Genomic DNA, 22,342 nt, shown 5'->3' with positions numbered 1-22,342 from the left:
AGGGAACAGATGAGCAAGACCTCCGAACAGGCGCCGGTGGCGCCGCGCCGCCCGCATTCCTTCACCCGCCACGGCATCACCGTGGCGGACGACTACGCCTGGCTGAAGGATGCGAACTGGCAGGAGGTGCTGCACGATCCGTCGCAGCTCGATGCCGACATCCGCCGCTATCTCGAGGCGGAGAACACCTATGCGGACAGCGTGCTCGGCCACACCGCGCCGCTGCAGAAGAAATTGGTCGCGGAGATGCGCGGGCGTATCAAGGAGGACGATTCCTCGGTGCCCTCGCCGGACGGCCCTTACGCCTATTTCCGCAAATTCCGCGAGGGCGGCCAGCATGAGATGTTCGGCCGCATGCCGCGCAACGGCGGCGCCGAGCAGATCGCGCTCGACGGCGACGAGCTGGCCAAGGGCCACGACTACTTCAAGTTCGGCGGCAGCCGTCATTCGTATGACCACAAGCTCGTGGCCTGGAGCGCCGATATCAACGGCTCGGAATATTTTTCGATCCGGGTGCGCGACTGGGAGAGCTGCAAGGACCATGACGACCTCGTCGAGGAGACCGACGGCGGCGTGGTCTGGACGCTCGACTGCAAGAGCTTCTTCTACGTCAAGCTCGACGACAATCACCGTCCCATGCAGGTGTGGCGCCACCGGCTCGGCACGGCGCAGGCCGACGACGTGCTGGTCTATGAGGAGCACGACACCGGCTGGTTCACCCATGTGCACGAATCGACCTCCGGCCGGTTCTGCGTGATTGCCGGCGGCGATCACGAGACCTCCGAGCAGCGGCTGATCGATCTCGCCAATCCCGACGCGCCGCCGCGGCTGGTCGCAGCGCGCCAGAGCGGCGTGCAATATTCGATCGCCGATCGCGGCGACGAACTGCTCATCCTGACCAATGCCGACGACGCAATCGACTTCAAGATCGTGACGGCACCGCTGGCTTCGCCCGAGCGCGCCAATTGGCGCGACCTCATCCCACACCGCGCCGGCGTCTATGTGCTCGACCACGATCTCTATGCGGGTCATCTGGTGCGGCTGGAGCGCGCCAACGCGCTGCCGTCGATCGTGATCCGCGACCTCACCAGCGGCGAGGAGCACGCGATCGCGTTCGACGAGGCCGCCTACTCGCTCGATGCGATGGGCTCCTACGAGTTCGACACGACGACGCTGCGCTTCTCCTACTCGTCGATGACGACGCCGTCGGAGGTCTACGACTACGACATGGTCACGCGCACCAGGACCTTGCGCAAGCGGCAGGAGATTCCATCCGGCCACAACCCGGCCGACTACGTCACGACCCGCATCATGGCCAAAGCGCATGACGGCGCCGAGGTGCCGATCTCGCTCCTGCGCCGGCGCGACTTCGTGCAGGACGGCAAGGCGCCGCTGCTGCTCTATGGCTACGGCTCCTACGGTCACGCGATCCCGGCCTCGTTCAACGTCAACCGGCTGTCGCTGGTCGATCGCGGCTTCGTCTATGCGATCGCGCATATCCGCGGCGGCACCGACAAGGGCTGGGGCTGGTATCTCGACGGCAAGCGCGAGAAGAAGCCCAACAGCTTCGAGGATTTCATATCCTGCGCCCGCGCGCTGATCGCGGCCAACTACACCAGCGAGAAGCGCATCGTCGGCCATGGCGGCAGCGCCGGCGGCATGCTGATGGGCGCGGTCGCCAACCGCGCCGGCGCATTGTTCGCCGGCATCGTCGCCGAAGTGCCGTTCGTCGACGTGCTCAACACCATGCTCGACGACACGCTGCCGCTCACCCCGCCGGAATGGCCGGAATGGGGCAATCCGATCGAGAGCGAGAAGGACTTCCGTGCCATCCTGTCCTACTCGCCCTACGACAACGTGGCGGCAAAGCCCTATCCCGCCATTCTCGCAATGGCCGGACTGACCGATCCCCGCGTCACCTATTGGGAGCCGGCCAAATGGATCGCGCGGCTGCGCGCCACCATGACCTCCGGCGGCCCGGTGCTGTTGCGAACCAATATGGGCGCCGGCCATGGCGGCGCCTCGGGGCGCTTCAACCGGCTCGACGAGGTCGCGATCGTCTATGCGTTTGCGTTGTGGGCGGTGGGGCTGGCGGACAAGAACGCCTGATGGGCGGAGAGACCATGGACATCCGCCTCGATAGCCTGATTACCGGCGCGGAACGCGCGCAAGGCGCGGTCGTTATCATCGATGTGTTCCGCGCGTTCACCACGGCCGCCGTGGCGCTCGCGCGAGGCGCTACGAAGATCATCATGGTCGACACCGTCGAGGAAGCGCTCAGGTTACGCGCCGCCGGCGTCGGCCAGATCTGCATGGGCGAAGTCGGCGGCCATAAGCCCAACGGCTTCGATCTCGGCAATTCACCGTTCGACGCCTCACAGGCGCTGCTCGACGGGATCACCGTCATCCAGCGCACTAGCGCCGGCACCCGAGGCATCGTCGCGGCCAAGCAGGCGACGCAGCTGTATGCAGGATCGCTGGTGACGGCGAAGGCAACCGCGCAAGCCGTCACAAGACATGCGCCTGCTCGGGTCTCGCTGGTGGCAATGGGTATGAACGGCGAGATCCGGACCGACGAAGACGAACTCTGCGCCATCCACCTGCGCAATCTGCTGCAGGGCAGACCGGGCTGCATTGCTGGCACGCGCAACGTCATTCTGGCGGGCCCTCAGATCCCAGATTTTCGCGATCCAGCCAAGCCGCATCTGCATCCCGAAGATCTGGATATCGCCATCGACATTGACCGCTACGACTTCGCTGTGCGCATTTCGAAGGAAGACGGCCGGCTGGTGGCGCGGAGAGACCTTTCACACCTTGCAGCCTGACAGTTTCATCGCCCGCGGAGCATCGAGGCGCGGAAGCAGATCGCATGCCGACCTATCGCAAAGCCGATTTCCCGGTTCGCAATGTCCGGCGCTTCCTCGAGCCCGGCCCGGTCGTGCTGGTCAGTTCCGCCCATAAGGGCCAGACCAACATCATGACCATGGCCTGGCACATGATGATGGAGTTTCAGCCGGCCCTGATCGGCTGCTGCATCTCATCGGCCAATCATAGCTTCGAGCTGATACGGAAGAGCCGGCAATGCGTGATCAACTTGCCCACGGTCGATCTCGCCGACAAGGTCGTCCGCATCGGTAATTCGTCCGGCCGCGACATCGACAAGTTCACCGCGTTCGGCCTCACGGCCGCACCCGCCGAGATGGTCGCAGCGCCGCTAATTGCGGAATGCTACGCTAATTTCGAATGCCGGCTGGCCGATACGAGCTGGGTCACGAAGTACAACGTCTTCGTGTTCGAAGTGGTGAAGGCACACGTCGCGACCAGGCCGAAGACGCCGAAGACGATCCACTATCGCGGCGACGGTGAGTTCATGATCTCGGGTGAGGAGACCCGGAAGTTCAGGAAGCTGTTTCGGCCGGAGATGTTGTGAGCTCTGCTGAGGCGCGATCAAGCCAGCACCAGCACCGCTGTCGTCTCGGGCGAAGACCCGGGACCCATAACCACCGTAGCCGATAGGGAGCACGAAGGAACGGCGTTCTGCGTAAGAACTACGCCCTGGGGTTATGGGTCCCGGGTCGGCGCGCTGACGCGCTTGCCCGGGACGACGACGGAGTGAATGGCTATCGCCCGTTCCTCTTCCGCCAGGCTGCAAAGTCAGTCGGCGTTTGCGTATCCGTGGCAGGATAAAGCCCGAGAATCGAGCGGCCCTTCGCCACCTCCTCCGCGACGAAATCTTCGAACGCGGTCATCTCGAAGGTCTCATCAGCGATCTCGTCGGCGAGATGGGCCGGAATGACGATGACGCCATCGGCATCGCCCAGGATCACGTCGCCGGGGAACACCGGCGCATCGCCGCAGGCGATCGGCCCGTTGATCTCGATCGCATGATGCAGGGTGAGATTGGTCGGCGCGCTCGGCCGCTGATGGAAGGCGGGAATGCCGAGCTTGGCGATATCGGCCGCATCGCGAAAACCGCCGTCGGTGACGACGCCGGCGACGCCGCGCTGCTTGAGCCGGCTCACCAGGATCGCACCCGCCGAGGCCGCCCGCGGATCCTTGCGGCTGTCCATCACCAGCACCGCGCCGGGCGGGCAATCCTCCACGGCCTTCCGCTGCGGATGGCTGCGGTCGCGAAACACCTCGATGGTGTTGAGGTCCTCGCGCGCCGGGATGTAGCGCAGCGTGAAGGCCTCACCGACCATAGTGGGCTGCTCCGGGTTCAGGGGATGAACGTTCTGGACGCATTGGATGCGCAGGCCGCGCTTGAACAGCGCGGTCGCGACGGTGGCGGTGGAAACGGTCTTGAGCTTGTTGCGGGTGACGTCGCTGAGTTTGGTCATGTCCTGCTCGCTACACTCCCCTCCCCCTTGCGGGGAGGGCAACCGGCCGTGTTCGCGGCCGGCTTCGTTAGGAGACGCCGAAGCAGAGCTTCGGCTATGGGTGGGGGGCCACATCGGTGGTGTCGCCTGGGGCTACCCCCTCCCCAGCCCTCCCCCACAAGGGGGGAGGGAGCGCACCGCGGTTGGGGCGAGAACACTGCCTCGCCGCGCAACGAACTAATAAATCGCCGGCTCGCCCACGGGCGGGCCGAAGCCGGTCTCGAGGAAGTCGAAATCGCAGCCGTCATTGGCCTGCTTGATGTGGCGGGCGAACATCCAGCCATAGCCACGTTCGAAGCGCGGCGCCGGCGGGGTCCATTCGGCCCGCCGACGCGCAAGTTCTTCCTCGGACACATCGAGATCGATGGTGCGCGCGGCAACGTCGAGGTTGATTAAATCCCCGTTCCTCACCAAGGCAAGCGGCCCACCGACATAGGCCTCCGGCGCGACATGCAGGATGCAGGCGCCGTAGCTGGTGCCGCTCATGCGCGCGTCCGACAGACGCACCATGTCGCGCACGCACTGCTTCACCAGCTTGGTCGGGATCGGCAGCATGCCCCATTCAGGCATGCCGGGACCGCCTTGCGGCCCCGCATTGCGCAGGATCAGCACATGGTCAGGCGTGACATCGAGATCGGGATCGTCGATCGCCTTCTTCATCGACGGATAATCGTCGAACACCAGCGCCGGCCCGGTATGCTTGAGGAAGCGCGGATCGCAGGCTGACGGCTTGATGACGCAGCCATCGGGCGCGAGGTTGCCCTTGAGCACCGCGAGCGCACCTTCGCGGTAGATCGGATTCGAGGCCGGACGGATGACGTCGTCATTATAGACTTCGGCATCGGCGATGTTCTCGCCGAGCGTCTGCCCGTTCACGGTCAAGCAATCGAGATGAAGGTGCTCGACGATGCGGCTCATCAATGCGCGCAAGCCACCCGCATAGTAGAAATCTTCCATCAGATAGGCGTCGCCGCTCGGCCGGACATTGGCGAGCACCGGCACCTTGCGGCTTGCCGTCTCGAAATCGTCGAGCCCGATGTCGGCGCCGGCGCGGCGCGCCTGCGCGATGACATGGATGATGGCATTGGTCGAGCAGCCCATCGCCATCGCCACCGCGATCGCGTTCTCGAACGCCGCACGGGTCTGGATCTTCGCAGGCGTCAGATCCTCCCACACCATCTCGACGATGCGGCGGCCGCACGCCGAACTCATACGGATGTGCTCGGCATCCGCGGCCGGAATCGAGGACGCGCCCGGCAGGGTCATGCCGATCGCCTCCGCGATCGCGGTCATGGTGGAGGCGGTGCCCATGGTCATGCAGGTGCCGTGGCTGCGCGCGATGCCCGCCTCCATCGTGTCCCAGTCTCTTTCGGACAATTTCCCTGCCCGCCGCTCGTCCCAATATTTCCAGGCATCCGAGCCCGATCCGAGCGTCCTGCCCTTCCAATTGCCGCGCAACATCGGCCCGGCCGGCAGATAGATCGCGGGCAGGTTCATGCTGGTGGCGCCGAGCAGGAGCGCCGGCGTGGTCTTGTCGCAGCCGCCCATCAGCACGACACCGTCGATCGGATGGCTGCGCAGCAGCTCCTCGACATCCATCGCCAGCATGTTGCGATAGAGCATGGTGGTCGGCTTCAGCAGCGATTCCGAGAGCGATAGCGCCGGCAGCTCAATCGGCAGGCCGCCCGCCATCAATACTCCGCGCTTGACGTCGTCGACCCGCGACTTGAAATGCATGTGGCAGGGCTGCGCATCGGACCAGGTGTTGATGATCGCGATCAGCGGACGGCCTTTCCACTCCTCCTGCGCATAACCCATCTGCATCACGCGCGAGCGGTGGCCGAAGGATCGAAGGTCGTCGGGTGCGAACCAGCGCGCGCTGCGCAGTTCCTCGGGACGCTTGCGTGAGCCGCTCATGATGGACGTCCTCCCCTGTCATCCCGGCTGCTTCTTGACGGCCGAGCCATAGATGCACTAATGCATTAGTACATCTATGGCAAGCACCGCGGCGAAGCATCGGACCATGGCCCCTCCATCGGCGGCACCACGCCCTGCCATCCCATCAAGATCGAGCAACAACCGGCTCGACCGCAGCCGCCGGGCGGCGCCGCAAGTGTTCGAGCGGTTGCGCGACCTGATCACGAGTTTGACCCTGCCGCCGGGCACGCCGCTGTCGCGCGCGGAACTTGCCGCGGAGTTCGGCTTGAGTTCGACCCCGATCCGCGACGCCCTGATGCGGCTGGCCGAGGAAGGCCTGGTGGACGTGTTTCCGCAGCATGCGACGCTGGTGAGCCGGATCGACGTCCGCTCGGCCGAGCAGGCGCACTTTCTCAGGCAGGCGCTGGAGCTCGAGATCGTGCGGCTGCTCGCGCTCTCGCCGGATGCCGACCTCGTGGCTCACCTGTACGACCTGATCGCGCGGCAGCGGGGCTTTGCCAAGAACGGCGACCTCGAATCCTTCATGGCCGCGGATAACGAATTCCACGCCGCACTCTATGCCGCAGCCGACAAGCGCGAGCTTTGGGTGCTGGTGCGCAGCCGCAGCGGCCATATCGACCGATTGCGGCGGCTGCATCTGCCGTCGTCCGGCAAGGCGCAGGACATCCTGCGCCACCACCGCCTGATCGCCCGATCGATCGGCGAAGGCAGACCAGACGAGGCGCAGATGCATCTGAGGGTCCATCTCTCCGGCACGCTGAGCGACCTCGCCAGGATCCGCGACCTTCACCCCAATTACCTCGCGGGATCCCCCCCCGCTGCGAGTCGCTCGCAAGGCGGTCCCGCGGACGGCTAAATGCTTGCAGCTCGCCACGATTTGGGCAAAGCTTTTGCAACTGCCCGTTGGTGTACCAGCCGAATCGGGATGAGGGGCCGTGGCAAAGATACTGGTCGTAGATGACGACCTGGTCATTCCGCCGACGATCCGGCGGGCGCCGGAGCAGGCGGGGCATGCCGTTACGGGTTGGCGAAGACGGCCAAAAGGCATTGTCCGGATTTCGAACTGAGGACTTCGATCTGCTGGCGCTCGACACGTTCGTGGATAGGTTCATGGACGGGCATCAAATGGTGCGACGAATCGTGAAACGACGCCCCGATGTCCCGATCATCATGACCTCCGGCCGGCGGCACACAGCGGACTCGCTCCCGGAGGCGGATTATCGTACCATGGTCATGAAGCTCGCTGCCGTATCCGCTCTGCCAAAACAGTTCAAGCCGGCGACGCTACTGGCACTGATTGCCGACGGCCTCGCCTCCGCCAGCCCCGCTGGCAATTGCAAGCCGGGTCACGATGCTCTTCCGAATTCCTGACGCCCAGAGCAGCTCGCGGGACCAGCCGTCGACGCCAGGGACGCACCGTCCAGGCGTCGTTGCGGCTTGGCAGCGGATGGCCCTGACGACCCGGCTCGCCGTCGCGATGATCCTCCTGGTAGCGATTGCCGTGTTCGCCGTTGGCTGGTTGGGCTATCGCAGCCTGGAGCAGGGATTGTTGCCGCGCGCGCTGGATCGCGTCGAAGCACATGCACGGCTGATGGCCACCGAGCTGGAATCCTATGTCGGCGGCGCGCGCAACGATCTTGCGAGCTATCGCGCCGACCCGAGCATAGCGACGCTGATCCGCACCATGATGGCTGGCGGCCTCGATCCGCGCGAAGGGCTCTCGGCCCAGTCCTGGCGCGAACGGGTGGCGCTACGCTTTTTTTCCGAACTGCAGGCCGAGCCCACCTACGCCATGTTCCGCCTGGTCGGCCTGGAGAACAACCGGCGTGAACTCATCCGTGTCGACCGTCTCGGGCCGAACCACAGCGTCCGGATCGTTCCGGAGGGCGAGCTGATCGAACGCGGCGACCGTCCTTACATTAATGAGACGCTGCGCCTCGCGCCCGGGCAGATCCACATCTCGCCGGTGATCTTGGACGGCAACACGACCGACCCGAAGACCGGCGTTCCGATGCTCTGCGTCGGAACGCCCGTCTTCGCGCCGGATGGCAAGCCGTTCGGCGTTCTCATGATCGACGTCGACATGCGTCCGATCTTTGCGCATCTGCGGGCGGCCGCCCGCCCGGGAGCGCAGCTCTATGTGGTCAACGCGCGCGGCGACTATCTCTTCCATCCGGATTCGGACCGCGAGTTTGCCTCCAAGCGCGGCAACTCCACGAAATGGCAGGATGACTTTCCCTCGCTCGCTGCCGCAACCGGCACGACAGAGACGTTTGCGCGCATTATCCATGACGCGCACGGCAGACCGGACGGGATCGCCTTCGCGCCCGCCTTGCTCGCAGGCCAGGAATGGGTGGCCGTCATCGAAACCATTCCAAACACCACCTTCATGGGTCCGGCCGTTGCCATTCGCAAAACCGCTCTCGGCGTCGGTCTCATCGCCATGCTCTGCGCGGCCGCGCTGGCGTTCCTCGTCGCGCGCTCGCTGACGCGGCCCATCAATCAGCTGACCGCGGCGATCGAGGGCATCGGCCGTGGCGAGGCCGTGACCATTCCCGTCGAGGCCGGCGGCGAAACCGGCGTGCTGGCGCGCGCCTTCGCCCGCGTCATGGAGGAGGTCCGGGCCAAGACCGCCGAACTCGAGCGCGAGGTGCAGGAGCATTACCTGACCGAGGCCGCCCGCGACCATTTCGCGGAGCGCGAGCGCCTCTACAGCGCGGCTGTCGAATCCTCCAGCGATGCGATCCTCACCGAATCGCTCGACGGCACCATCACCGGCTGGAACCCGGCTGCCGAGCAGGTGTTCGGCTACTCGGCCCAGCAAGCCGTCGGACGCAACATCGACTTGATCCTGCCTGCCGACCGGATCTGCGAGGGCCGGGACATTCTGGCGCGGGTCGGCCGCGGCGAGCGCATCCAGCAATACGAGACGATTCGGCTCCGCAAAGACGGCTCGCCGATCCAGGTTTCGCTCAGCATCGCGCCGATCAAATCACCGTCCGGGCAGATCACCGGCGCGTCGATGATCGCCCGCGACATCACCGAGAGCCGCAGGACCGAACAGGCACTGCGCCAGCAGACCGAAGAACGGCGCCGCATCTTCGAGAGCTCGCAGGACCTCATCCTGATTACCGACCGCAAGGGCATGCTGGTCCAGGTGAGCCCGAGCGCGGAAACCATCCTGGGCTATACTCCGGCGGAGATGATCGGTCGGAGCGCCGCCGATTTTCTTCATCCCGACGATCTCAAGAAGGCGCGCGGTGAGATGCGCGCCTCGCGCCGGGGCCAACGCGCGCGAGGCTCTGACTCCCGCTACATGCACAAGGACGGCCGGGTCGTGACGCTGTCCTGGACGGCGAGCTGGTCCGAACCGGTGCAGCGGCATTTCTTCATCGGCCGCGACATGACCGAAAGCCGGCTTGCGCAGGAGACCCTGCGCGAGAGCGAGCAACTGGCCCGCAATATCGTCGAGACCGCGCTCGACGCCTTCGTCCAGATCGACGACAGAGGCAGTGTTCTCAACTGGAATTCACAGGCCGAGAAGATCTTCGGCTGGCCGCGCGCGGAGATCCTGGGCAAGGACGTCTTCGACCTGATCTCCGTCGATCAGGACCGCGATGAACTCCGAGCGGCACTCGGGCGGGTGCTGCTGACCGGCGGCAGCGACGGGCTCGTCGGCGGCCGCCGCCGAGAGATCATGGTGCGCCGGCGCGACGGCCGGGAATTCAAGGCCGAATTGAGCGTCACGGCCCTGAAGACCCGCAGCGGGTTCGTGTTCAACGGATTCTTCCGCGACCTCACCGACAAGATCGCCGCGGAAGAGCGCATCCGCCAATCGGAGAAGATGGAGGCGATCGGCCAGCTCACCGGCGGCATCGCCCACGACTTCAACAACATCCTGACTGTCATCACCGGCACGATCGAGATCCTCGCCGGCGCCGTCGCCAAGGAGCCGCAGCTCGCCGCGATCACCAAGATGATCGACGAGGCGGCGGGACGGGGCGCCGCCCTGACCCAGCAATTGCTGGCCTTTGCGCGACGGCAGCCGTTGCAACCGCGCGAGATCGACATCAACACGCTGGTGATCGATACCGCCAAGCTGCTCCGGCCGACCTTGGGCGAGCAGATCGAAATCGAATCGGTGTTCCAGGACGAGAGCTGCGTCGCCCATGTCGACCCCAACCAGCTCGCGACCGCCATCATCAACCTGGCGCTCAACGCCCGCGACGCGATGCCCAACGGCGGCAAGCTGATCCTGGAGACCGGCTGGGCCGACCTCGACGAGACCTATGCCAGCCTGTACGACGACGTCCGGCCGGGCCGCTATGCGATGATCGCCGTCAGCGACAGCGGCACCGGAATTCCCTCGGCCATCCTCGACAAGGTGTTCAACCCGTTCTTCACCTCCAAGGGCCCGGGCAAGGGAACCGGCCTCGGACTTTCGATGGTCTACGGTTTCGTCAAGCAATCCGCCGGGCATATCAGGATCTACAGCGAGGAAGGCCACGGCACCACGATCAGGATGTATCTGCCGCCCGGCCGCAGTGGTGTCGCCGCTGCTGCGAAGGCAACCTCGCTGCCGATCGAGGGTGGCAACGAAACGATCCTCGTGGTCGAGGATGACCGCCTGGTGCGCGGCTACGTGCTCGCGCAACTGCATTCGCTCGGTTACGCCACCCTGGAGGCTGCGAATGCGACCGAAGCGCTGTCGATCGCGCGCTCCGGCGAGCCGTTCGATCTGCTGTTCACCGACATCATCATGCCCGGCTCCATGAACGGACGTCAGCTGGCGTCCGAGATTCAGCAGCTCCGGCCGGGCCAGAAGGTGCTGTTCACCTCCGGCTACACCGAGAATGCCGTGGTGCATCACGGCCGGTTGGACTCCGGGATCCTGCTGCTCGCCAAGCCTTATCGCAAGTCGGAACTTGCCAGGATGATTCGCAAGGCGCTGGCTGCAGAGGCGAGAGTCGAGACGTAGGAGCCGACCTGGGAGAGCCGACGCACGTTGGCGTGCCGGAGGCTTGGCTCCGGCTCAGGAGGCGCGCGAGGCCGTCATGACGATGCGGATCAGGTCCGCCGCATTCCGCGCGCCGAGCTTCTTCATGATGTTGGCGCGGTGATCCTCGATCGTCCGCGGGCTGATACCGAGCGTGCGGCCGGCTTCCTTGTTCGAGGCGCCGGCGGTAAACTGTTCCAGCACTTCGCGCTCGCGCCGGGTCAGCGGCTCCCGCCCGGGGAAATGCAGCGAGCCGATCTTTGGATTCGCATTCTCCTTTTGCCGGCGGGCAAAGGCGCCGATCGCCTCGTTCAGCCGCTCGACAATTTCACTGCCGCGGAACGGCTTCTCGATGAAGTCGAGCGCGCCGTTCTTGATGGCATTCACCGCCATGGCGATGTCGCCCTGCCCGGAGATCATGAAGATCGGCGCCGGATAATCCTCGCCATGGAGTTCCTTGAGAATATCGAGCCCGGATTTTCCCGGGATATGCACATCGAGCAGGATGCAGGCCGGCGTCCTGGTTCTGGCAACCGCCAACAACGCAGCGCCGTCCGCAAAGCAGATCACGTCATAGCCGCCGGCCGACAAGACCATCGACAGGGTATCACGCACGGCAGGGTCGTCATCGACGACAAAAATCTCACCCCTGGAAGTTGTTTGTTCAGCCATGTGCGATCACTCGGCATAGAGAGCAGAAATCATAGAAACACATTTTATGATACCATACTCCAATGGCGTTTTGTGCATCCGTATTCGTACGGCTCAGAACCATAGCCCACAAGTAGTAGCGGGCGGCCGACGAATGCCCCAGGGAGAGGGGAATATCGGAACCGGCGGTGCCGGGTGTCGTGATGCTGCCTTGCGAGAACCGAAGTTCCAATTCCGCAACCTCCGACGTGCAGACCCCTGATCCGACGCGTTCGCGCCAGCATCCGTGTCGTCGGCGCGACCGGCCGAGTGCAGCCTTGCCGCGATCGGCTGGCTGAATGCATGGCGCTGCGAGATCGCCGGCTTGGAGAGAGTCTGCAGCTCGATGCCGAGTGATCCCGCACAAAGATGAGCGACACGGCGATCGTGCCGAAGCAAATCTCCGCGGCCCAATCGGGACGCGCGGTTCGCGACCACGGCCCGCAAATCGCAAGATAGGAAACGCCGCGCTCAGCCGCTCATCGCGTCCTGGGCGGCGGACGCGCTCGAGCGCTTCTTCTTGTTCTTGCCCTTGATGAACTGGATGTCCATCTCCGCGCCGTTTACGCGCACGAGTTCGCAGCGGCGGTAGGCAAGCCCGGTCGACGATAGGAGCAGGAAGAATTCCTTGAGATTGAGCCCCTGGATCGAGCCTTCGACCGTCAGCACAGCATCGTTGTCGGATATGGCATTCAGCTGGCAGTCGCGCCGCCACGTGCCGTCGATACCCATGATGCAGACGTCATAACCCCGGCTGAAGGTGACGCGCTCCGTACCTTTGTTTTCGTCAGACATCGTCGTGTCCTGACCTTTCAGTGTCCTGCGAAGCTGGCCATTTTCTGCAGCCCGCCCAATCCGGCCGCGCTCTTGGCGGACGCAGCGAGGTTCGGCCGATACAGCCCGCGCCGTTCCGCGAGCGGTTTGAAGACGTCCGTCAGCCCGACCACGGTTTCCGCCGCGCCCAGCACCAGGAATCCGTCCGGCTCCATCGATTTGGCCAGCCGGCCGAAGATGTTGATCTTGGTATCCTGGTCGAAATAGATCAGAACGTTGCGGCAGAAGATCACGTCGAACGTGCCGAGCTGGGAGAAATCGTTCAACAAGTTGAACTGGCGGTGCTGGACCATGGCGCGGATCTCGGGATTGATCTGCCAGAGCTCGCTGACCTGCTTGAAATATTTGACCAGAAGCTGGATCGGCAGGCCGCGCTGCACCTCGAACTGACTGTAGAGACCGGCCCTGGACTTCTCCAGCACCTCCTGGGAAAGGTCGGTGGAGAGGATCTCGATCCGCCAGCCGCTGACGGCGGCTCCCATCTCCTTCAGGCACATTGCCAGCGAATACGGCTCCTGACCGGTCGACCCCGCCGCGCACCAGATCCGCAGAGACTTGCGGCTGGTACGCGCACGCAGGAGCTCGGGCACGATCACTTCGCGGAAATGATCGAACGGCACCTTGTCGCGAAAGAAGAAGGTCTCGTTGGTGGTCATGGCCTCGACCACCTGATTGATCAGGCTGCTCGGTCCGTCCTTCAGTTTGTGGACTAGCTCGGCGATGCCGGGCAGTCCGGCTTTGCGCGCCAGAGGAAGCAGACGGCTCTCGATCAGGTACTGCTTGTCGGCAGATAGATCGAGACCGGATTTGTCCCGGAGCAACTTGCGCAGGAAATCATAATCGGGCTGGTTCACGGGTGGCCTCTTCTGGGCAAATCGGGAATCACGCGGATGGCTGGAGCGGATCTGATGTTCGCAACCTGCCTCCCAGACGGCGTGCGAACATTGCAATCGAACCGCTAGCTGGACATGGCCTGAAACAGGCCGACCTCCTCGAACTTGGCGGAGACGATGTCCTTATCGAACGGCTTCATGATGTACTCATTGGCGCCGGCATTCAGCGCGCGCGAGATATGATCGATGTCATTCTCGGTGGTGCAGAACACCACTTTGGGCTGCTCGCCTCCCGGCAGGAGCCGCAATTTGCCCAGGAAGTCGTAGCCATCCATCACCGGCATGTTCCAGTCGAGCAGGACGGCGTCGGGCAGGCGGCTCTTGCAGAGCTCCAGTGCCTGCTCGCCGTCTTCGGCCTCGACGACCTCGAACCCCATCTCTTCCAGAATGCGCCGGGCGATCTTGCGCACGACGCTGGAGTCATCGACAACCAAGCACGTTCTCATCACTTTCTACTCCCCGCTGGGACAATGACTGGCGAATCGATCAGGCGGCGAGCGCCGCCTTCGGCAGCATATCGAGCACGCGATCGACATCGAGGATGACCATGAGCTGGCCGTCGAGGCGGTGGACGCCGCCGGCGAGCTTGGCCATGCGCGGATCGAGATTGACCGGGTTCTCCTCGCGGCCATCCTCGGGCAGCCGCAGCACCTCGCCGATCTGGTCGATCAGGAGGCCATAGGACTCGCCGCGCAGGTCGACGCCGACCGCCATCGGCGGCTTGCCGTCGTCGGCCTTGGCAAGGCCGAGCCGCGCGCGCATGTCGATCACGGTGACGATGCGGCCGCGCAGGTTCAGGACGCCCGCGATCTCCACCGAGGACAGCGGCACCCGCGTCAGCCGTTCCGGCATGAACACGTCCTGCACCCGCGAGATCGGCAATCCGAACAGCTGGCCGCCGATCACGGCGGTGACATATTCGGCAACCGCGCCGTCGCTGGTTTCGGTCTTGATGCTCATCTTAACGCTACTCCTGAAACGGCTGCGGTTAGGCGGCCTGCTTGGCGGCTTCGGCGCGGGCCTGCTCTTCGACCTGTTCCTTCAGCGCCGCGATCAGCCCCGGACGGTCGAACTTGGCGATGTAGTCGTAGAACCCGGCCTGGCGGCCGCGCTCGATCGCCGCCGGCGACACCAGCGAGGACACCGCGATCACAGGCAGATGGTGCAGGTGCTGATCGGCGCGGATGGTCTCGGCGAACTCGAAGCCGTTCATCTCCGGCATCTCGATGTCGGTGACGACGATGTTGTAGCTCTGGCCCGAGCGCAGCGCCGCCAGCCCCTCGATCGCCGAGCTTGCGGTGCGCACCTTGTAGCCCGCCGACTTCAGCACCGGCGCCAGCATGTTGCGGAAGAACGGCGAGTCGTCGACCAAGAGCACCGACTGCGTCTGCGCCTCGGTCGCCATCTCCTTGCGGATGAACCAGTCGGCGAACGCCATCGGCAGGAAGTGGCCGACGTCGATCACTTCGGTGGCCTGGCCCTTGATCACGGCGGAGCCGAGAATGCCGTCGCGGGAGCCGGAGACCTGGATGTGGAGGCGCTCCTCGACGATGTCGATGATCTCGTCGACCACGAGGCCCATGGCGCGGGTCTCGTCGGCGAACACCAGGATCGGCTGCGAGCCCGAGGTCTGGACCGAGACGCCCTCCATCTGCACCAGCGGCATCAGCTGATCGCGGTACTGCACCATGTAGCGGCCGTTACTGATCTCGATCTTGTCGGCCGCGATCTCTTCCAGGCGCGTGACCAGCGCCAGCGGCACCGCCTTGGGCTGCGCCGTGCCGGCGCGGAACACCAACAGCGAGGTGAGCTGCTCGCCGGTGGTGGCGTGATGCAGCGCATGCTCGTCGGCGACGCCTTGCGAGGCCGAGCCGGCGGCGCCGAGCGCTTTCGCAATGCCGTTCGGATCGATGATCATGATCACGGCGCCGTCGCCGAGGATGGTGTTGCCGGAGAACATGTCGATGTGGCGCAGCTTGGTCGACATCGGCTTGACCACGATCTCCTCGGTGTGGAACACGCCGTCGACCACGATGCCGAAGGTCTGGCTGCCGACCTGGGTCACCACGATGAAGCCGTTCTCCGGATCCGAGGACGAGCCGTCGTCGATCCGCAACAGCTTCTTCAGGTGCATCAAGGGCAGCAGCTTGTTGCGCAGGCGCAAGACCGCGGTGTCCTTGATGCGCTCGATGCGGTGCTCGGAATTGGCGCGCGCCCGCACCAGTTCGACCACCGCCAATTGCGGGATCGCGAAGCGGTCGCCGCCGGCCTCGACGATCAGCGCCGAGACGATGGCGAGCGTCAGCGGGATCTTGATGGTGACCGAGGTGCCTTCGCCGGCCACCGACTTGATGTCGATGGTGCCGCCGATCTGGTCGATATTGGTGCGCACCACGTCCATGCCGACGCCGCGGCCCGACACCGAGGTGATGGCGGCGGCGGTCGAGAAGCCCGGCTCGAAGATGAATTTGTGGATCTGGGCTTCCGTCATCTTCTCGAGCTCGGCCTCGCTGACGAGGCCGTTGCCGAGCGCCTTGGCCTTGATCCGCTCGGTGTTGAGCCCGCGGCCATTGTCGGCGATGCAGATGATGATGTGGCCGCCTTCATGATAGGCGGAGAGGCGGATCGTGCCCTGCTCCGGCTTGCCCGCGGCGGCACGCTCGGCGGTGGTCTCCAGGCCATGGTCGGCGGAGTTGCGCACCATGTGGGTGAGCGGATCCTTGATCAGGTCGAGCACCTGGCGGTCGAGCTCGGTGTCGGCGCCGTGCATCTCGAGCTCGATCTGCTTGCCGAGCTCGGTGGCGAGATCGCGGACGATGCGCGGCAGCTTCTGCCAGGCATTGCCGATCGGCTGCATGCGCGTCTTCATGACGCCTTCCTGCAGCTCGGCGGTGACGTTGGACAGCCGCTGCAGCGGCACCTTGAACTCGGTGTCCTCGTTGCGACGGGCGATCTCGAGCAATTGGTTGCGGGTCAGGACCAGCTCGGAGACCATCGTCATCAGATGTTCGAGCGTGTCGACATTGACGCGGATCGACTGGTTGGCGACCTTGTCGCTCTCCTGAACCTCGGTTTCGGCGGCGGCCTTGCTGAGCCGCGAGGGCTTGGCGTCTTTCTTCGGCTCGGCCTTGGCGGCCTCGGTCTTTGCGTCGGTCTTGGCGGCGGGTGCTGGGGCGACGGGCTTCGCCTGCTCATGCGCGGCCGGCACTTCGATCGCGGTCTCGCGGAAGGCGCGCTCCAATTCGTCGAGCGAGACTTCGCCTGGACGCAGCGGCCGCTCCAAGGTCTGATCGATCAGCGTGCCCTTCGCAACCGCCGGCTCCACCGCTGCAGGTGCCGCCGCCTCGGCCGGCGCTCCGCCCGCCGCCATGGCCGCCATGCCGCGCTCGACCATCGCCTCGAGCTCATCGATGAGGTCGCGATCGGCGCCTTCGGGCTCGGCCTCGGTCGCCTCGAGCTGTCCCAGAATGTCCTTGATCCGGTCGATCGTGGTCAGGATCAAGGTCACGGCCTCGCCGGTCACCGGCATGCCGTCGCGGAACTTGCCCATCAAGGTCTCGGCGGCGTGCGCCAGCGCTTCCAGCCGCGGCAGGCCGAGGAAGCCGCAGGTCCCCTTGATCGTGTGCACCAAACGGAAAATGTTATCCAGGATCTTGGCGTTGTTCGGCTCCTGCTCGAACCGCACCAGCTGATTGTCGACAGTGTCCAGGCTTTCGCTGGTCTCCGTCAAAAACTCACGCAACAGATCATCCATCAGACTGTGCCTTCCAAGAAATGGCGTTGCGGCTACCGAGCAATCGCTATTCTGTTGGCATGTCCGGCAGCATGCCCCGCGCTCTCATCAGGCCGGGATGGGTGAGCCGTCGCGGCTGCCGCTTGGCTGAGCTCAACGGGCTTCCCTGCTTGCAAGCGTTAGGCTTTCGCTTTCTCTGTCCCGTTAATTTCGTGATCCGTTCAACTACGGAGGCTCGCTCCGTCGGTAGTCGTTGTGACCAACGCGCCGGACCGATCGGTCCTGAACGTCGCGTTCGGTGCGCCTCGCTCCACCGGCCCTCTCAGAAGCGCGATACCGACTTCACTACGGCCCAAGAGTCAGGTCTCAGGAATCCGGATCAAGGGTTCGAGGGAGAATTGGCCGCAGAGGGATCAGCCGGACGATGGCCGTCTCATCAGGCCGAAGGCGGCGGGGTTGCCCCCGCCGCCTGGTTTTGCATCAGCCTGACAGCGCTGCTTAGCGCAGCAGCTGCAGCACGCTCGCCTGCGACTGGTTGGCGAGCGAGAGCGCGGACACCGCGATCGACTGGCGGGTCGACAGCGCCTGGCTGTTGGCCGCTTCCTGGTTGGTGTCGGCCAGCGTCAGGTTGGACGAGCCGGTCTGCAGCACGTTGATCAGGTTCTTGTTGAAGTCCTGACGGACCTGCACGATCGACAGGTTCGAACCGAGCGTTGAGGCCTCCGACCGCAACGACGAGCTGGCGTTGTTGAGGACGTTGAGAACCTTGTTCGCCGACGAGTTGTCGAGGAAGTCGGTGCCCGAAGTCAGGTTGCTCAAGCCAAGGCCGGTGCTGTTGAAGTTCACGCCGGTGATCGACAGCGTCGACTTGCCGGTCTCGTTGAACGTCAGCTTCAGCGTGTCGCCGTTCAACAGGTTGATGCCGTTGAAGGAGGCGTCGGCAGCGGTCGTGTTGATCTGCGCGAGCACGTTGTTGTACTGCGCAACCAGGCTGGCCCGGGTGGCCTGCGAGGTCGGATCGGCAACCGGGGCGTTCGCGGTCAAACCGGTGAAGGCCGTACCGCCGCTGACCGCGCCGATCGTGAAGGACGCCGCGTCGTTGGTCGTGGTGATCGAGATCTTGCCCGTCGAGTCGACCGAGGCCTGCAGGTTGTTGGCGGCAAGGGCCGTGTTGAGGTCGTTCAACGAGTTGACCTTGCCCGTCCCGATACCGAAGGTGATACTGGTCGGTGTGCCACCGCCCGTAGCTGCGATACTGAGCGTCTGGCCGGCCAAGCCATCGCCGACCTGGGTGAGGCCGAGCTTCGCCAGAGCGCCGGTCGAGCCTGACAGCGTGAGACCGGAGGCCGGAGGCGTCAGGGTGATGGCGCCCGTTGCGCTGATCGAGGCGGAGACGCCGGTCGACGTCTGGATTGCCGACAGCAGGTTGCCGACGGTGTCGCCGACACCGATCGAGGTGCCGGACGAGGTCGAGCCCGCGATGAACGTGAAGGTGGTGCCGTTCACGGTCAGCGTGTCGGTGGTGGTGAAGCCGGTGGCGAGGTCGTTCGAGGTGCTGCTGGCGGTGCCCGACAGCTTGGTGGAGCTGGTGATCGCAGCCGGGGTCGTATTGTCGTTGAGGACGTTCGTGCCGGTGACGGCGCTGGTGGAAGCCCCGAGCAGGGTGCTGGCAGTCGCGCCGGTCAGCGCGGCCGTGGTCACGGTCGACTTGGTGGAGTAGCCGACCGAGGTCTGCAGCACCTGGTTGGCGATCGACTTGGCGCTATCGACCAGCTTCTGCAGCGAAGTGATGCCGGTGTTGGCGGCCTGCAGCACCTGCACGCCGTTGCCGATACCATCGAGCAGATTGGAGATGTCGCTGGCCCGGTTGTTGAGGCCCTGCGCGGTGAAGAAGTTGGTCGGATTGTCGAGAGCCGAGTTGACCTTGTTACCGGTAGCAAGGTTGTTCTGGGTGGTGGCGAGAAGCTGAGCCGTCGACTGCAGCGAGAGCAGATTCTGGCGCACCGACGCCGAGAGTACGATACCTGACATTGTCATTCCCTTCTGGATGAACACAGTTGAATACCGCCGCACAGTTCTGTCGGCGATGCGCCAGACTGGTCCGCGGACTCCTACCCGTTCGTTAAACGGAGTTCCGCATATCCGAAGAGAAGGGGGGCTGCCGTCGTTATCCCTAACTGCCGCCTAATCGGTTCGATCCAATTTGGTTCACGCGCGTTGGACGCGCCGAAGCTCAGCTTCGCGGCAGAATGAGACGATCAATTCCTTAGTGTTGTTGAGTTGCTTGTTAGCGCGCCGCTAACCATGCAAACCGGTATCGGCGCGCGGCAACGAAATCTCGACCCGCGTCTCCGGCCCCGCAGGCTCCTCGACTGTCAGGCCCCCATTCGATCGTCTGACGAAGTCATCGACCATTCCGATTTGTGAAACGAACCGGGAGGAGACCCCGGCAGCATCGGCCCTCAGCGATATCACCACGCAATTGCTTGCGCGCCGGCCCGCGGCGATCGTCTCCGAACGCCCCGCCTCGAAGCGAAGCGAGCCGCCCTCCGGCATGCTCTTCCCCGCGGCGATGCCGAGACACAACAGCGCCGCCAGAAGCTGGCCTGCATCGGCAAAAGCCGCTGGCGTCTCGGTCGCCACCTGCGTCGTGATCTCGATCTGCGTTCCCAGCGTGGGGCGAAGCAGCCGGCCGGCGTCTGTCAGAAGCTCGTCGATATCAACCCGGCACGGTTGAGGCGGCCGGCCCTGAGCGAAAGCCAAGAGCTGCGACGTCAGTCTTGCACCGCGACTCGCGGCCTCGTCGATCAACCGAGCGACAGCTGCAAGCTCGGGCCGGTCCGCCACGGCGTGCGCGAGTATGTCGATCGTTCCGGTAATGACCGTCAGGACATTGTTGAAGTCGTGAAGAATGCCGCCAGCGACCTGTCCGACGAGCGCCATGCCTTCGCTCTGACTCATCGGCGTCGGCGCGCCGGCATCCGCACCGCCACGGGGCGAAAGCCGATCGGATGTCTGTTGCTGAGACGATATCGCCATTGTTCGCATGACCTTCTTGGACTCGACGAACCAACGACACAACGGGAAATTCCCTGCAGCGCAGGCTGCGGATTGATCCCAAGGAACTCCAAATCGAACGCAAACGAGACTCAATCCGCGCGGCCGTCATTCATTCGCAAACGCCCGAAGGCGGGGACCACATCCGCGTGCGAGATGTCGCACTCACATCACGCGGTCACGGCGCGGCGGGACCGGCTTCATTACCGAGATCGGCTGCGCCGCCCGACATGCGGGGCGTGACCTGCTCAGCGACCAGCAACGAATCAGCACGCCCGTTTACTCTCGGACGCGACGCCTCACTCTGTCAAATACACCGCAGACGAAGTGACTCGCTCGGCAAGATGCAGCCTCTACGACCATGAATCTCGACGTCCGCACCATGGCTGCGCCGCCCCGGATCGCTTTCATGCCGAGGCACCGGCTGTTGACCGCAGTCGCTCCTCCGTACGCGAATGATGATCGCGCCGGACCACGCCCATCAAGGCTCGACGGGGAGCCCTGCCGGACCGCCTCTGAGCAACTGCACAATAGCTCCAGCCAGTTCGGAACGGCTTTCCACCAGGTCCCAACCGGTCTTTTCCGGCCGATTTTCTCTTGTCAGAACAACGTCCAGGATTCATTCTGTGGGGCGGTCAGCGTGCATTGTCGGCGGTCCGGAGCCGCGGTACCAGCTAAGCAGGAGATCTGATTTTGGACACGGGCTCGCGCTCTCCGAATGGCTTTCTGTCGGCGCTGACTGAGGATGATTTCGAATTGATCCGCCCCCATTTGCGGGTGGTCGATCTGCTCCAGGATTCGACTCTGGCCGAAGTCGGCGAAACGGTCGAACGCGCCTATTTCCCCCATCGCGGCGTGATTTCGCTCGTGGTCAATCTCTCACGCGGGGAGCGCGTGCAGGTCGCGATGATCGGGCGCGACAGCATCTTCGGTTCGGTGTCGGCGCTCACCGACGAGCCCCTTGCACTCAACAGCGCCGTCGTGACGGTTGCGGGCGTCGCGAGCGCGCTCGATATCGACCGCCTCCGCGCCGCGGCGGATCAAAGCCGCACCTTCCGCAACCTGCTCGCCAGACATGCACTCGCGATCTATGTGCAAAGTCAGCAGACCGCGGGCTGCAACGCGGCGCATACGGTCGAGTCTCGCCTGGCGCGCTGTCTCGTGCAAACCTACGACCTGTCCGGCGGCAGCAAGCTCTATCTGACTCAGGAATCACTCGCGCATATGATCGGCGCCCGTCGCAACAGCGTATCGCTGGTCGCGAGCACATTGCAGCAGGCGAACTTCATTCACTACAGCCGAGGCCACATCGATATCATCGATCTGGAAGGCCTGAAGAAGACCGCCTGCGAGTGTTACGCGGCAGTCAAGATGCAGTACGACCGTCTGGTACGGCGGCGTGACCGGTCCTGAAGGCACAGCGAAGGCTCGCTTCCCTCCCGCTGCACATCCGTATAATTACGGCACGCTGGCGGACCAGTTCCGAAACGCGCTTCAGTTCCTAGCAACTACTTTGCGGACCAATTCCAAAGTCCGCAGTGGCGCTCCGATTCCGACGCTCGCGTCCTGTCACGCTTCATTTGTAAAGTTCGGAACGCCAAGCGCATAGAAAATCATTGAAGCTGGCGCAGCTTCGACGACGTACCGACGACGAATGCGCGGAGGATTTGATCGCAACTTCGAATTCACCGCACGAGAGATCCAAACAATTGTCGGAGACGGCATTAACGCGCTGTTCAATGGGCAATGATAATTGTCGTCTGCTGACGAGCGCGAGTCCGAAGGGTGACGTACCCTCTTCGTGCTGAGTATCTCGCCCGTG

Annotated in this window: 17 protein-coding genes; 7 read left to right on the top strand and 10 right to left on the bottom strand. The window is 64.2% G+C overall.

All coding sequences use genetic code 11. The features are described 5' to 3' along the window. Positions 1-9 precede the first annotated feature (9 nt). The 3 genes from QX034_RS14210 to QX034_RS14200 are packed head-to-tail and all read left to right on the top strand — an operon-like array spanning position 10 to position 3,430. Complete coding sequence (locus QX034_RS14210) at positions 10-2,109, top strand: S9 family peptidase (RefSeq protein ID WP_315701979.1); 2,100 nt, start codon at positions 10-12, stop codon at positions 2,107-2,109. After that, positions 2,109-2,825 (top strand): 2-phosphosulfolactate phosphatase, encoded by a 717-nt coding sequence (locus QX034_RS14205; RefSeq protein WP_315732666.1) that lies wholly within the window; start codon positions 2,109-2,111, stop codon positions 2,823-2,825. Before QX034_RS14210 ends, QX034_RS14205 begins: the two co-directional genes overlap by 1 nt. A gap of 44 nt (positions 2,826-2,869) precedes the next feature. After that, positions 2,870-3,430, top strand: coding sequence for a flavin reductase family protein (locus QX034_RS14200; protein ID WP_315701981.1), 561 nt, complete (start codon positions 2,870-2,872; stop codon positions 3,428-3,430). Between the two features lie 190 nt (positions 3,431-3,620). On the opposite strand, the gene QX034_RS14195 is transcribed toward QX034_RS14200, so the two are convergent. Both QX034_RS14195 and araD read right to left on the bottom strand, forming a co-directional pair. After that, a complete protein-coding gene (locus QX034_RS14195; RefSeq protein ID WP_315701982.1) occupies positions 3,621-4,340 on the bottom strand; it encodes a ribonuclease activity regulator RraA in 720 nt (239 codons plus the stop codon). 216 nt (positions 4,341-4,556) lie between these two features. Beyond that, a complete protein-coding gene (gene araD / locus QX034_RS14190; protein WP_315701983.1) occupies positions 4,557-6,296 on the bottom strand; it encodes an L-arabinonate dehydratase in 1,740 nt (579 codons plus the stop codon). 106 nt (positions 6,297-6,402) lie between these two features. On the opposite strand from araD, the gene QX034_RS14185 reads away from it, so the two are divergent. From QX034_RS14185 to QX034_RS14175, 3 genes are all read left to right on the top strand, one after another. Then, entirely contained in the window at positions 6,403-7,173 is a 771-nt protein-coding gene (locus QX034_RS14185) for a GntR family transcriptional regulator (protein WP_315701984.1), read from the top strand. A 101-nt stretch (positions 7,174-7,274) separates the two neighbouring features. Continuing rightward, the gene (locus QX034_RS14180; protein ID WP_315765762.1) at positions 7,275-7,688 is read left to right on the top strand and encodes a response regulator; all 414 of its coding nucleotides are present in this window, start codon (positions 7,275-7,277) and stop codon (positions 7,686-7,688) included. Then, positions 7,669-11,295: a PAS domain S-box protein gene (locus tag QX034_RS14175; protein ID WP_316195490.1), complete on the top strand. Its 3,627-nt coding sequence runs from the start codon at positions 7,669-7,671 to the stop codon at positions 11,293-11,295. Before QX034_RS14180 ends, QX034_RS14175 begins: the two co-directional genes overlap by 20 nt. A 54-nt stretch (positions 11,296-11,349) precedes the next feature. Here the strand turns inward: QX034_RS14175 and QX034_RS14170 are convergent, their stop codons facing one another. The 8 genes from QX034_RS14170 to QX034_RS14135 form a co-directional block, all read right to left on the bottom strand. Next, on the bottom strand, positions 11,350-11,985 hold the full coding sequence (locus QX034_RS14170) for a response regulator transcription factor (RefSeq protein ID WP_315701987.1): 636 nt from the start codon (positions 11,983-11,985) through the stop codon (positions 11,350-11,352). A 489-nt stretch (positions 11,986-12,474) separates the two neighbouring features. Further along, positions 12,475-12,798, bottom strand: a complete 324-nt coding sequence (locus tag QX034_RS14165; RefSeq protein WP_315701988.1) for a PilZ domain-containing protein — start codon at positions 12,796-12,798, stop codon at positions 12,475-12,477. 17 nt (positions 12,799-12,815) lie between these two features. Continuing rightward, positions 12,816-13,691 (bottom strand): protein-glutamate O-methyltransferase CheR, encoded by an 876-nt coding sequence (locus QX034_RS14160; RefSeq protein WP_315701989.1) that lies wholly within the window; start codon positions 13,689-13,691, stop codon positions 12,816-12,818. Positions 13,692-13,795: 104 nt separating this feature from the next. Further along, positions 13,796-14,176 carry a response regulator gene (locus QX034_RS14155; protein WP_315701990.1) on the bottom strand — a complete coding sequence of 127 codons (381 nt, stop codon included), beginning with the start codon at positions 14,174-14,176 and terminating at the stop codon, positions 13,796-13,798. Positions 14,177-14,216: 40 nt separating this feature from the next. Continuing rightward, a complete protein-coding gene (locus QX034_RS14150; protein WP_315732664.1) occupies positions 14,217-14,690 on the bottom strand; it encodes a chemotaxis protein CheW in 474 nt (157 codons plus the stop codon). A gap of 28 nt (positions 14,691-14,718) precedes the next feature. Beyond that, on the bottom strand, positions 14,719-17,484 hold the full coding sequence (locus QX034_RS14145) for a hybrid sensor histidine kinase/response regulator (RefSeq protein ID WP_315701266.1): 2,766 nt from the start codon (positions 17,482-17,484) through the stop codon (positions 14,719-14,721). 477 nt (positions 17,485-17,961) lie between these two features. Further along, a complete protein-coding gene (locus QX034_RS14140) occupies positions 17,962-19,494 on the bottom strand; it encodes a flagellin (RefSeq protein ID WP_315701992.1) in 1,533 nt (510 codons plus the stop codon). Between the two features lie 267 nt (positions 19,495-19,761). Next, positions 19,762-20,406, bottom strand: a complete 645-nt coding sequence (locus tag QX034_RS14135; RefSeq protein WP_315701993.1) for a histidine kinase — start codon at positions 20,404-20,406, stop codon at positions 19,762-19,764. An 807-nt stretch (positions 20,407-21,213) separates the two neighbouring features. Between QX034_RS14135 and QX034_RS14130 the strand changes: the two genes are divergently transcribed. Beyond that, on the top strand, positions 21,214-21,933 hold the full coding sequence (locus QX034_RS14130) for a Crp/Fnr family transcriptional regulator (RefSeq protein WP_315701994.1): 720 nt from the start codon (positions 21,214-21,216) through the stop codon (positions 21,931-21,933). Positions 21,934-22,342 lie beyond the last annotated feature (409 nt).

Origin of the sequence: Bradyrhizobium sp. SZCCHNR3119 (assembly GCF_032487775.1) — a bacterium.
In the GTDB taxonomy this organism is placed as follows: Bacteria; Pseudomonadota; Alphaproteobacteria; order Rhizobiales; family Xanthobacteraceae; genus Bradyrhizobium.
Note: the sequence above shows the minus strand (reverse complement) of the source record. Positions and strands in the feature narration are given on the sequence as shown.